The sequence below is a fragment of the Roseateles paludis genome, assembly GCF_039872745.1.
GTDB lineage: Bacteria > Pseudomonadota > Gammaproteobacteria > Burkholderiales > Burkholderiaceae_C > Pelomonas > Pelomonas paludis.
In genome coordinates this window covers 960,202-971,274 of sequence record NZ_JBDPZD010000002.1, presented here as the reverse complement: position 1 = coordinate 971,274, position 11,073 = coordinate 960,202, and the positions used below count along the sequence as shown (strand labels likewise).

General features: G+C 68.3%; 10 protein-coding genes and 1 CRISPR repeat array (1 of these 11 only partly in view). Of the genes, 3 read left to right on the top strand and 7 right to left on the bottom strand.

Annotated features, from left to right (window positions below):
• Positions 1-85: 85 nt before the first annotated feature.
• Genes ABDJ85_RS10385 through ABDJ85_RS10370 form a run of 4 tightly spaced genes read right to left on the bottom strand, consistent with a single transcriptional unit; the run spans position 86 to position 4,854 of the window.
• Positions 86-2,299 carry a protein kinase domain-containing protein gene (locus ABDJ85_RS10385; protein ID WP_347704684.1) on the bottom strand — a complete coding sequence of 738 codons (2,214 nt, stop codon included), beginning with the start codon at positions 2,297-2,299 and terminating at the stop codon, positions 86-88.
• Between the two features lie 13 nt (positions 2,300-2,312).
• Positions 2,313-2,918: an ECF-type sigma factor gene (locus tag ABDJ85_RS10380; RefSeq protein WP_347704683.1), complete on the bottom strand. Its 606-nt coding sequence runs from the start codon at positions 2,916-2,918 to the stop codon at positions 2,313-2,315.
• Between the two features lie 33 nt (positions 2,919-2,951).
• Entirely contained in the window at positions 2,952-4,199 is a 1,248-nt protein-coding gene (locus ABDJ85_RS10375) for a patatin-like phospholipase family protein (RefSeq protein WP_347704682.1), read from the bottom strand.
• 28 nt (positions 4,200-4,227) lie between these two features.
• Positions 4,228-4,854 carry a phasin family protein gene (locus tag ABDJ85_RS10370; protein ID WP_347704681.1) on the bottom strand — a complete coding sequence of 209 codons (627 nt, stop codon included), beginning with the start codon at positions 4,852-4,854 and terminating at the stop codon, positions 4,228-4,230.
• Positions 4,855-5,030: 176 nt separating this feature from the next.
• Between ABDJ85_RS10370 and ABDJ85_RS10365 the strand changes: the two genes are divergently transcribed.
• The 3 genes from ABDJ85_RS10365 (at position 5,031) to ABDJ85_RS10355 (ending at position 7,761) form a co-directional block, all read left to right on the top strand.
• Positions 5,031-7,037, top strand: coding sequence for an SDR family oxidoreductase (locus ABDJ85_RS10365; RefSeq protein WP_347704680.1), 2,007 nt, complete (start codon positions 5,031-5,033; stop codon positions 7,035-7,037).
• A gap of 66 nt (positions 7,038-7,103) precedes the next feature.
• Positions 7,104-7,478 (top strand): VOC family protein, encoded by a 375-nt coding sequence (locus ABDJ85_RS10360; protein WP_347704679.1) that lies wholly within the window; start codon positions 7,104-7,106, stop codon positions 7,476-7,478.
• A gap of 7 nt (positions 7,479-7,485) precedes the next feature.
• Positions 7,486-7,761, top strand: coding sequence for a hypothetical protein (locus ABDJ85_RS10355; RefSeq protein WP_347704678.1), 276 nt, complete (start codon positions 7,486-7,488; stop codon positions 7,759-7,761).
• Positions 7,762-8,026: 265 nt separating this feature from the next.
• On the opposite strand, the gene ABDJ85_RS10350 is transcribed toward ABDJ85_RS10355, so the two are convergent.
• The 3 genes from ABDJ85_RS10350 to ABDJ85_RS10340 form a co-directional block, all read right to left on the bottom strand.
• Complete coding sequence (locus ABDJ85_RS10350) at positions 8,027-8,410, bottom strand: hypothetical protein (RefSeq protein WP_347704677.1); 384 nt, start codon at positions 8,408-8,410, stop codon at positions 8,027-8,029.
• A 163-nt stretch (positions 8,411-8,573) separates the two neighbouring features.
• Positions 8,574-9,233, bottom strand: a complete 660-nt coding sequence (locus tag ABDJ85_RS10345; RefSeq protein WP_347704676.1) for a PEP-CTERM sorting domain-containing protein — start codon at positions 9,231-9,233, stop codon at positions 8,574-8,576.
• A 196-nt stretch (positions 9,234-9,429) separates the two neighbouring features.
• Positions 9,430-9,900: a cupin domain-containing protein gene (locus tag ABDJ85_RS10340; RefSeq protein WP_347704675.1), complete on the bottom strand. Its 471-nt coding sequence runs from the start codon at positions 9,898-9,900 to the stop codon at positions 9,430-9,432.
• A gap of 290 nt (positions 9,901-10,190) precedes the next feature.
• A CRISPR array of direct repeats spans positions 10,191-11,073; the repeat unit is 36 nt; unit sequence GTTCCGGCCAGAGCGCATTTCCCAGCGACCTAGACT (it continues 1,922 nt past the right edge of the window).

The following is an 11,073-nucleotide window of genomic DNA, read 5'->3' as shown; positions in this document are numbered from 1 at the left end:
CGAGGGGCCTCTCGAAGCGAGGGGCCTACACAACCGGAAACGCATTCCCACCGGGTCGCCTATCAGCAGGCGGCAAAAAAATCGTTCAGGGCTTGAGCCGCGCCCCGTGCTGGGCCATGAAGACCTGGTGGCGCTGGCGGATCAGGGTGAGCCCCAGCGGGTCACCGTCGGCTTCCTGCGAGGCTGCCAGCTGCAAGGCGGCCTCGTGCTCGCTGGCGGCTTCGGTCAGCGCGCCGGTGGCGGCCAGGGCCTCGGCCAGGCGGCTGCGGGTCATGGCGGCGAGGGGGCCGTGGGCTTCGCCCTCCTCGGCACAGAGCAGCGCCAGGCGCAGCACGCGCACGGCGTCTGGTGCGCGCCCCAGCTGCAGCAGGGCCCAGCCATGGTCGCGCAGCACGCGGTGGCGGTTGCCGTTGACTTCGCCAAAGTCGCGCACCGCCGCGCGGTCCGCGCGGTCGAACTCGGCCAGGGCTTCGGCGCCGCGCCCCTGCAGCATCAGGCTCATGGCCAGCACGCTGTGGCGGCGGAAGGCGCTGGCATCCTCGGGCAGGAGCGCACGCCGCATCAGCAGTTCGGCGCGCGGGCCATTGCCGGCCGCCAGCTCGGTCAGCGCGAGGTTGGACGTCAGGTGGAAGCCGCGCACGGTGCGGGGCGGCCCCTGCAGCGCGTCGGGCGACTCACCGCGCGCTTGCAGGCTGTGCTCCAGATAGCGCCGGGCCTCATCGATGCGGCCCAGGTTGGTCAGCACGGTGCCGAGCGCGTTGTCGAGGTTGGAGACGTCGTCACTGCCCTCTATGGTGCCGAGCCGTTGCCAGGCCTCGATGGTGCGCAAGGCCGCACGGTAGCGCCCGAGGCGGTTCTGCGTGAAGGTGAGTGCGTTGTAGAGCGCCGGCAAGCGATCCAGCCGGCCAAGGCTCTGGTGGGTGGCGATGGCCTCGGCGTAGAGCCGGGTGGCGTTCTCGGTGTGGCCGAGGTTCTCGCGCACATGCCCGAGGGTGTCGAGCAAGGGCGCGCGCAAGGCGGGCTGGTCCTTGAGCTCGCCCAGTACCCGCACCTCGCCGCGTTCGATCAGCTCCACAGCGCGCACTTCGCTGGCGCGCTTGCTGTTCCAGGAGTCGGCCTTGTTGAAGAGGTCGGTCAGGAAGTCGCTCACGGCCTGCGCTGCCTGGGCTTCTGCATGGGCGCGCTGCTCGGCGGCGAGGGCACGGTCTCGCTCGGCAGCCAGGCGCCAGGTGAAGGCACTCGTCCCGACGAGGGCGAGGCAGCCGGCCAGCGCCCAGGGCCAGCGGCGGCGCAGCAGCTTTCGGGCGCTGTAGAGCGGCGCGCGCCCCAGGGCCTCCAGCGGGCGGTGGCTGAGCAGGCGGCGCAGATCGGCGGCCAGGGCTGCGGCATCGGCATAGCGCTGCTCGGGCAGCAGGGCGGTGGCCTTGCTCACGATGGCCTGCAGCTCGGTGCGGCGGCGTCCGGCTACGGGCATGCACAGCTCGGTCAGCAGGCGGCCCAGGCTGTAGACGTCGGAGGCCGTGGTGGGGGCGCGGCCTGCCAGCTGCTCCGGGCTGGCATAGCCGGGCGTGAGGCCGGCCGGCCCAGCCTCGTCGCCCTCCAGGTGCGCGATGCCGAAGTCCAGCAGGCGCAGGCGACCGCTGCGGTCCACCAGCACGTTGGCGGGCTTGAGGTCGCAATGGATGACGAGGCTGCGGTGTGCATAGGTCAGGGCCTCGCACAGGCTTTGCATCAGCGCCAGTCGCTGGGTGAGGTCGAGCTGCCGCTGCTGGCACCAGGTGTCGATGCGCTCGCCATCGACAAACTCCATGACGAGGAAGGGCCAGCCCTCGCTGGTCTGCCCGCCGTCGAGCAGGCGGGCGATGTGGGGGTGGTCCAGCCCCGCAAGGATCTGCCGCTCGCGCGTGAAGCGCTCGGCCGCATGCGGGCTGGACGCGAGCCGGACCAGCTTGACGGCGGCCTGCTGCTCGTAGGCGCCGTCGGCCCGCTCGGCGAGGTAGACGCGGCCCATGCCGCCCTCGCCCAGCGGCTTGATCAGGCGCCAGGCCCCGAGCTGCGTGCCCATGGGCAGCTCCTGGCCCAGCCACATCGCGCTGGCGCGGGCGACCGGAGCGGCGAAGTGCGTGGTCTCGCCCGTGTGGCCCAGCAGGCGCAGCACGGCCACCTGGTCGTCGGGCGACACGCCGCTGCCGGCGAGGGCCGCGAGTTGGGCGGCGCGGTCGGGCAGATCGACCACCTCCATGTAGAGGCGCTTGATGCGCGCGTGCTGCTGGGCGCGGCTGGCGGAGGCGTCCGTCACGGCAGGCGCACGCTCAAACGGCCAGGTCGCGGCGTCCCAGTCGCTCGGCCAGCCAGGCGCGGGCAAAGCGCAGCTCGCGGTCCACGGTCGGGACGGAGACACCGATCACCGTGGCCAGCTCCTCGCGTTCCAGGCCAGCGAAGTAGGTGAACTGCAACACGCTGGCGGCGCGTGGGTCGAGCGCCTGCAACTCGGTCAGCAGCGCATCGAGCGTGAGCAGGTCGGCCACCAGGGCGTCTTCGCCATGGGCGGTGAAGGTGTAGGTGACGCGCTGCCACTCGCCGCCGCGTTTGTCGGCCTGGCGGGCGCGGGCGTGGTCCACCAGCACCGAGCGCATGGCGAGCGACACGTTGGCAAAGAAGTGCTCACGGTCGTTCCAGTCCGGCGTTTGCTGGGAGACGCGCAGCAGGGCCTCGTGCAGCAGGTCGCCGGCGGCGAGCGAGGGCGTCTCGGCGCCGCGCAACCGGCCCAGCGCCATGCGCTCAAGCTCGCGGTAGACGAGCTTGAGCAGGTGTTCAAAGGCCTGGCGGTCCCCCTGCTGCCAGGCATGCAGCAGTTGGGTGAGCGGGCGGGTACTGGCGGTGGCCGCTGGTGCAGGGCTGGTGACGGGCGCGGACATGGCCGCGATGTTGCCACGCGAGGCCGGGGCGATTCAGCCCCCGGCCCGCAGACCGTTTCGAGCCTCCAGCACGCTGAGGCTGTGGCGCAGCCGGTGCAGGGCGGCGTCGATGCGGGTCTCTTCGGGCGGGGCGAGCAGACGGGCGTCGTCGTGGGCGAGCAGGTCGGTGCGCAGGCGCAGGCCGGCGCGGGCGAGTTGCGGCGCCAGGCGCTCGGCGCGGCTGCGCAGCTGCTGGCGCGTGGCCTGGTAGGCGTGCTCGGCCAGGTGGCGGCGCTGGCGGTAGCTGAAGGTGTTGGCCAGGAAGAGCTCGCCGTCGCGCCGGTCAGGCTCGATGAGCAGGATGTCGGTGCCCGGGTAAGCGGTCTCGTAGCCCTTCATGCCGAGCTCCAGCCGCGAGTGGATGAGGGAGCGGAAGGTCTGCGACATCACCAGCGGCAAGCCGCCGTCCACCAGGCGGTGGATGCGCGGCGGCAGCGCGCGGCGGTCGCCGCCGGGTGGGCTGTCGGCACTCTCGTGGCGGCGCTCGCGCTGGGCGGCGCGGCCGCGGTCGCTGGCATAGGGCACCAGGGGGTTGATGCAGAGCAGCAGGTCGAGGCCCTGGTCCAGCAAGGTGGTGGCGTGCAGCGTCTTCTTGAGCGCGCCGTCCACGAAGTGCCGGCCTTCGATCTCGATGGGCGGGTAGAGCCCGGGCAGCGCGGCACTGGCCTGCACCGCGCGCGAGATGGGGACGTGGTCCCAGCCCGGGGTGCCGAAGGGGACGGCCTCGCCGGTGTCGAGGTCCGTTGCGACCAGGATGAGCGGGCGGCGCAGGCGCCGGAAGTCGTTGCTGCGGCCGGGGGCTGAGAGCACCTGCGCCAGCGCGGCGCCAAAGCGCTCGCTGGAGAGCAGGCCATTGGGCAGCAGGCGCCCCAGGCGCTCCAGCGTGCCGAGCCAGGAGCGGCCCCGCAGCATGTCGAGCAGGGCTTCGTTCAGTTGCGCGGGTAGCTCGGCCAGGCGCTGGCCAAACTCGGCCCAGGCGGGCTCCAGCAGGTCGGCGGGGTCGAAGCGGTCGGGCGGCGCGGCGCTGTTTTCAATGAAGGCCGCGCAGAGCTGGCGCGGCGTCATGCCGTTGACGAGGGCGGCGGCGATGAAGCCGCCAGCACTCACGCCGATATAGCCATCACAGGCGGTGAGGTCGAGGCCCTCGATGGACTCTTCCAGCGCGCACAGCGCGCCGACCTCGTAGATCGCCCCCAGCGGCCCGCCGCCGGCCAGGGCCAGTCCGATGCGGGCTTGGGGCATGGCTGTAGGGCGCTAGGGCGCTAGTGACTCAGGCCGCAGGCTTTGCGGCGGCCTTCTTGGCGGGGGTCTTCTTGGTGGCAGCCGCCTTCTTGGCCGGTGCCTTTACTGGTGCTTTTACTGGCGTCTTTGCCGGTGCCTTGGCAGCGGCCTTCTTCGCCGGCGCCTTCTTGGCGGCAGGCTTGGCGGCCGCCTTCTTGGCCGGCGCGCTGGCCTTGAGGCCGACAGCCTCAGACAGCGCGTCGATGCGCTGGATCAGCGCTTCCACCTCGGCGGCCGTGGGCACGCCCAGCGCCTTGAGCGACTTGGCCACGCGCTGCTCGAAGATGGACTCGAGCTTGTCCCACTGTTGGCCGGCCTTGGCGCCCACGTCGCCGGCCATGCCTTGCATCTTGGAGGCCATGGTGGAGAGCTTTTCCTCGGCGGCGGATTGGGTCTTCTTCTGCAGCTTGAGGCCTTCCTTGACGAGGGCCTCGAAGACCTTGTTGCCTTCGCCCTGCGCCTTGGAGAAGGAGGCGAGACCAGCGGCCCAGATCTGCTGGGCGCTGTCCTTGACGTTCTGGGCCAGCGGGCTGTCCAGCAGGCCTGCGGGCAGGCCGGGGAACGTCGAGTCGGCGGCCTTTTGCTTGGCGGCCAGCTTCTGGAGCTTCTTGACCATGGTGTGCGTCCTTGCTGTATCGGTAGTGACGAGATGACTGTAGCCGTCGCCTCCTGCGATGGAATGGGGTTTCCTAGTGAAACCGCCCTAGGATCGTCGTCCTCGGGAAACCGCGCAGCAGCGCCGCGCGAACGCTCGTCAAGAATCCATCGACAACGAACCCGCAGGAGAGCCCCATGCAGTATTTCGTGACCGGCGCGACCGGCTTCATCGGCAAACGTCTCGTCAAGAAGCTGCTGGCCCGCCGAGGCAGCACGGTCTACTTCCTGATGCGCGAGAGCAGCCACGCCAAGCTGCCCGACCTGCTGGCCTACTGGGGTGTCAACAAGACGCGCGCCATCCCCGTGTTTGGCGACCTGACGAGCAAGAAGCTCGGCGTGGCGTCGGATGTGATCAAGAGCCTCAAGGGCCAGATCGACCACCTCTACCACCTCGCTGCCGTCTACGACCTCAGCGCCGACGAAGAGAGCCAGGCGGCGGCCAACATCGACGGCACGCGCAGCATGCTGGAGTTTGCGCAGGCCATCGACGCCGGCCACGTGCACCACGTGTCGTCCATCGCGGCGGCGGGCCTCTACGAGGGCGTGTTCCGCGAGGACATGTTCGATGAGGCCGAGAACCTCGATCACCCCTACTTTGCGACCAAGCACGAGAGCGAGAAGCTGGTGCGCACCAGCTGCAAGCAGCCCTGGACTGTCTACCGCCCCGCCATGGTGGTGGGCGACTCGCACACCGGCGAGATGGACAAGATCGACGGGCCTTACTACTTCTTCAAGCTGATCCAGCGCATGCGCCAGATCCTGCCGCCCTGGATGCCCAGCATCGGGCTCGAAGGGGGCCGCATCAACATCGTGCCGGTGGACTTCGTCGTCGATGCGCTCGACGCCATCTCGCACAAGGTCGACAAGAGCGAGGGCTGCTACCACCTCGTCGACCCCGAGGGCTACCGCGTGGGCGATGTGCTCGACATCTTCAGCAAGGCCGCCCATGCGCCGAAGATGAACGTCTTCGTCAACGCCGCGCTGCTGGGCTTCATCCCCAAGAGCGTCAAGAAGGGCATGATGGCCCTGGCCCCCGTGCGCCGCATTCGCAATGCGGTGATGAAGGACCTGGGCCTGCCCGAGGACCTGTTCACCTTCATCAACTACCCCACGCGCTTCGACTGCCGCGAGACCGAGAAGCAGCTCAAGGGCACCGGCATCGCCTGCCCCCGCCTGCCCGACTACGCCTGGCGCCTGTGGGACTACTGGGAGCGCCACCTCGACCCCGACCTCCACATCGACCGCAGCCTGCGCGGCACGGCCGGCGGCAAGGTGGTGCTGGTCACCGGCGGTTCCTCGGGCATTGGCCTGGCGGCGGCCATCAAGTTTGCCGAAGCGGGTGCCATCACCCTCATCTGCGCGCGTGACCAGGACAAGCTCGACGCCGCCGTGGCCGAGATCCAAGCCAAGGCCGGCCCGGACGCCCGCGTGCATGCCTATGCCTGCGACATCGCCGACGAGGCTCAGGCCGCAGCCCTCATCGCCTGGTGCGACAGCGAGTTCGGCGGCGTGGACTTCCTCATCAACAACGCCGGCCGCTCCATCCGCCGCGCCATTGAGAGCAGCTACGACCGCTTCCACGACTTCGAGCGCACCATGCAGCTCAACTACTTCGGCTGCCTGCGCGTCACGCTCGGCCTGCTGCCTGGCATGGTCAAGAAGCGCAAGGGCCACATCGTCAACATCAGTTCCATCGGCGTGTTGACGAATGCGCCGCGTTTCAGCGCCTACGTCGCCAGCAAGGCCGCGCTCGACGCCTGGACGCGCTGCGCCTCCAGCGAGTACGCCGACCAAGGCATCACCTTCACCACCATCAACATGCCCCTGGTGCGCACGCCCATGATCGCGCCCACCAAGATCTACAACAACGTGCCCACCCTCTCGCCCGAGGAGGCTGCCGACATGATTGCCCAGGCCTGCATCAGCAAGCCCGTGCGCATCGCCACGCGGCTGGGCAAGTTCGGCGAGGTGCTGCATGCCGTGGCGCCGCGCATCGCGCAGATCGTCATGAACACCAGCTTCCGCATGTTCCCCGACAGCGAAGCCGCCAAGAACCTCAAGCCCGGCGAGAAGCCCGCCAAGCCCCAGCTCTCGGCCGAAGCCATCGCGCTGCAGCAGATGATGCGAGGCATCCATTTCTGAGGCGCCGGCTGACGCTGAGGCAGCTTGGAGCCAGCACCAACCCCATCGCCTTCAGCAGGAGCCCGCATGCAGACCGACACAGGCATCACCGGCATCGTCCAGGTTGCGCTCACCGTGCACGACCTGGACCGCGCCACCGCCTTCTACCGCGACACCCTCGGCCTGCGTCACCTCTTCAGCAGCAATGGCATGAGCTTTTTTGACTGCGGTGGGGTGCGCCTGATGCTCGGGCTGGCCGAGCCTGGCCGGCCTGATCACTTCAGCTCCATCGTCTACCTGCGCGCACCGCAGATCGAGCAGATGGCCGAGCGCCTGCAAGCCCGCCAGGTGCACTTCGAGCAGCCGCTTGGCATGGTGGCCAAGCTGCCGCACTGCGAAGTCTGGATGGCGCTCTTCCGCGACTCGGAAGGCAATCTGCTTGGCCTGATGTGCGAGCGCTGAGCTGACCATGCCCATCGTCCTCTACTGGCTGGAGCCTGACGGCGCCGGCGACTGGCTGCCCTGCTGCGAAGAGTTTGCCGACGGCGAGCTCTCCGCCGCCCTCAAAGGCGCCGAAGAACGCCGCCGCGCCGGCTGCCCCCACGTCACCATCTCCACCGAACTGGCCAGCCACGTCGGCAAGCCCGGCGTTGCCGCCGTCGAGGCCGGCCGTACGCCAGACGGCGAGGTCTATGAGTGGAGCAAGGCCGGGCGGGCCGGCAAGGTGCGGCGGGGGCGGGCTTAGGAGTCTGCGCGGCAGAAATCCAGGCCCGCGCCGGGGCGGGTTGCGGGGCCAATCTAGGCGCCGGCGAGGCGTTGGATCGGCGCCAACAACGAGCCGGCAACGACGAGTGGCCCCGCAAATCGCCCCGGCCCGAAGGGTTGGTCCCGGGAGGGGGGCGATCCGGCGTTGCACCGCTTGTCCGGGGGCCACCCCGGACGGCGCGCTGCGCCTTGCCTCGACCCCCTTCCGGGGCCAACGCGGGCCTGGATTTCTGCCGCGCAGACTCCTAGATCGGCCGTTTGGTGAACGCGTAGTAAAGGAAGGCCGCCCCCAGCACCGCGTGCAGCGCGCTGTTGGGCGCCATGCCCCAGAACTCGGTGATCACCCCGCCCTGGTAGGCCAGCACCTCAATGGGCAGCAGTCCCCACTGCAGCACTGCATTGCCCAGCATGAAGGCCCGCAGCGCTGGCCCGTCGGGCAGCGTGCGCATCCGCAGGGCCATCACGCCAAAGGCCAACAGCGCCACACCCACCTCACGCATCCACACGGCAGCCGCCGGGTTGCCCTGGATGCCTTTGCTCGCCAGAAACTGCGTCGGCACCAGCACCGCACAGGCGCCAACGCCCAGTGCAATCGCCGTGACCACCCCGAGGAATGTTGTTCGCTGCATGGGCGCGACTGTCGGGGCACCCTGCGTGGTGGCGCAATGACCTGCGAGGTCATTGCGCCCGACCGACCGAGCCGCTCGGGGCGTATGTCGGCGCAAATAAAAACGCCCCAGGCGCTGGCGCGCTTGGGGCGATGCAGCCGGAGGCTGAGGAAGGCCGTGTCGATCAGCCGCGCTGCTTGCGCTTGGCCACGCCAGCGGCAACCAGGCCCAGGCCCACCAGAGCCAGCGAGACCGGCTCCGGCACATTGTTTTGCCGCTCGCTGAAGCTCACCGAGCCACTGAACCCGATGTAGTAGCCACCACCAGGGGTGTTGTCTGCCTTGATCGCGATGACGTTGTTGCCAGCTTGCAGGAAGGACGAGATGTCCGCCGAGTGGCCACCGTTGTAGCTGTTGCTGTGGTCGTCAAGCGCCGGCACCAACACGTTGTTGATCCAGACCTGTGAGTCGTCGTCCACTTCGAGGTAGAACGAGCCGGCGGTCGGCGTGCCGATCGTGAAGCTCTTGCGCAGGTACATCGGGCTGCGGCTGCCGTCCCCGGGAACCCAGCCGCCCGAATAAGCCGACCACGCCGAGTCGTTGTAGCCCAGGGTGCGCCAACCGGGGTTGGCGGCTTCGAAGGCCGCGCCCGAGGTTTCGATGCTGGGCATCTGGCCGTAGTGGTTGCGGGGGTCGAGGCTCGTCGCGTCGTAGTTGGACACCCAGCCGCCCGAGTTCATGTCCAGCGACACCGTGCCAGCGTTGGCTGCGGTGGAGGCGCCAGCCAGCAGAGTCAGGGCGCACAGGCACTGGAGGCCCAGGGTCTTGGTCAGGTTTTGAGTCATTTTGTTCAGGTTGGTAGTTGTGAAGAACCACCCCATCAGTGACTGCACATCTCTGGCACTGCGGGTCGCATTACTGCAATAGCAATGCTCGTGCCTATCCCTAACTTGTTGATGCGCCTAGAGGGCGCGCGCCGGACGGCTGTCTCTGTAAGAAAGGCCGACTCCCTGACTCCGGGGGAGGCCGGGGCCGTCAACCTCAGTACGGCTGCCCGTCCTTGTGAAAGAACTGCCAACCGCCCCCCACCTCGCGGGCGACCAGGTCGTCGTCCGGGTAGTGCGCCTCGTCACCCGCCGTGCGGTCGCCTACCTCCAGGTAGAGCACCTCGGCATCCGTCTCGTTCAGCAGCCGGTGCGCATCCCCTGTGCCTGCCTTGAAGCCCGCACACATCCCTGGGGCCAGGCGTTGCCGCCCCGCGTCGGTGTGCAAGGTGGGGTGGCCAGCGAGGATGTAGATGAACTCGTCCTGCTTGCTGTGTGCATGCCGCAGTGCCGAGCTGCCCCCAGGCGCCAGCGTCGTCAGATTGACGCCGAAGTTGCTGAGCCCGAACAGGTTGCCCAGCACCCGCTTGGTCCGCCCCTCCATCAGGCTCGCAAAGGGCTCGGGGTAGATCGAGCGCTTTTGGCGAGGTGGGACGTCGAGGGCGGTGAGGGCGGTGGGGGTGGGCATCGAGTTCTCCTTGCCAAAGGTGGTGTGGCCCGGGGCTGATCAGAGCTGGCCTGGCAATGTGAGGGCATGCGGCGCGGTGTTGCGGCAGGTCTTTGTGGGCTGTACCAGCTAGCGCCGCGCCCAGCTCAGCAATGACGCGCCGCACAGGGCGGCGCCAAGTAGCAGGCCACACAGGCCCACGGCGGGGCTGATGCCGACCGCCAGCGCACTGAACAGCACTATTTGAAGCCCGAGCCTTGCCATGGCAGCGACTCTAGACCACGCTGATATCGAAGCTGCTGGAGTAGCTAGTTCCGGCCAGAGCGCATTTCCCAGCGACCTAGACTGCACCTCACGGTCAGCATCTCGGGAGCCAGTTCCGGCCAGAGCGCATTTCCCAGCGACCTAGACTTGCTGCTTTTGGCAGGGCACGCACACATCGGTTCCGGCCAGAGCGCATTTCCCAGCGACCTAGACTGGGATGGCCGTCCGGTCAAATGGATTTCCGGTTCCGGCCAGAGCGCATTTCCCAGCGACCTAGACTCCGCACCAAGCGCACCAGCAGCAGTGCCCAGTTCCGGCCAGAGCGCATTTCCCAGCGACCTAGACTAAGGCGGCCGAAGAGGCCACTCGCGAATGGGTTCCGGCCAGAGCGCATTTCCCAGCGACCTAGACTCCTGGGCGCGGTGCTGGTGGTGGCGGGCATGTTCCGGCCAGAGCGCATTTCCCAGCGACCTAGACTCGAAGCGCACGTCGTATGGCATGTCATGGAGTTCCGGCCAGAGCGCATTTCCCAGCGACCTAGACTTGCGATGTGGTACGTGCCGCTGCTGTTGAAGTTCCGGCCAGAGCGCATTTCCCAGCGACCTAGACTATCAACCGTGTAGTCATGCACGGCGCCGGGGTTCCGGCCAGAGCGCATTTCCCAGCGACCTAGACTCTCGTCCTGATAGCCTCTAAGCTCAACCTTGTTCCGGCCAGAGCGCATTTCCCAGCGACCTAGACTGACCGTCATCGACGGCGCCAAGGCCCGCCAGTTCCGGCCAGAGCGCATTTCCCAGCGACCTAGACTGTAGAAATCCTGCATGTGCTCCACAGACTGGTTCCGGCCAGAGCGCATTTCCCAGCGACCTAGACTCGGCCATTCGTGAAGCTGACAACGCTGCGCGTTCCGGCCAGAGCGCATTTCCCAGC

What these genes read in the sequence shown, in the direction of transcription:
- ABDJ85_RS10380 (WP_347704683.1), bottom strand. Translation starts at nt 2,918, where the DNA reads ATGTCCGCGCCCGTCACCAGCCCTGCACCAGCGGCCACCGCCAGTACC.
- ABDJ85_RS10375 (WP_347704682.1), bottom strand. Translation starts at nt 4,199, where the DNA reads ATGCCCCAAGCCCGCATCGGACTGGCCCTGGCCGGCGGCGGGCCGCTG.
- ABDJ85_RS10370 (WP_347704681.1), bottom strand. Translation starts at nt 4,854, where the DNA reads ATGGTCAAGAAGCTCCAGAAGCTGGCCGCCAAGCAAAAGGCCGCCGAC.
- ABDJ85_RS10365 (WP_347704680.1), top strand. Translation starts at nt 5,031, where the DNA reads ATGCAGTATTTCGTGACCGGCGCGACCGGCTTCATCGGCAAACGTCTC.
- ABDJ85_RS10360 (WP_347704679.1), top strand. Translation starts at nt 7,104, where the DNA reads ATGCAGACCGACACAGGCATCACCGGCATCGTCCAGGTTGCGCTCACC.
- ABDJ85_RS10355 (WP_347704678.1), top strand. Translation starts at nt 7,486, where the DNA reads ATGCCCATCGTCCTCTACTGGCTGGAGCCTGACGGCGCCGGCGACTGG.
- ABDJ85_RS10350 (WP_347704677.1), bottom strand. Translation starts at nt 8,410, where the DNA reads ATGCAGCGAACAACATTCCTCGGGGTGGTCACGGCGATTGCACTGGGC.
- ABDJ85_RS10345 (WP_347704676.1), bottom strand. Translation starts at nt 9,233, where the DNA reads ATGACTCAAAACCTGACCAAGACCCTGGGCCTCCAGTGCCTGTGCGCC.
- ABDJ85_RS10340 (WP_347704675.1), bottom strand. Translation starts at nt 9,900, where the DNA reads ATGCCCACCCCCACCGCCCTCACCGCCCTCGACGTCCCACCTCGCCAA.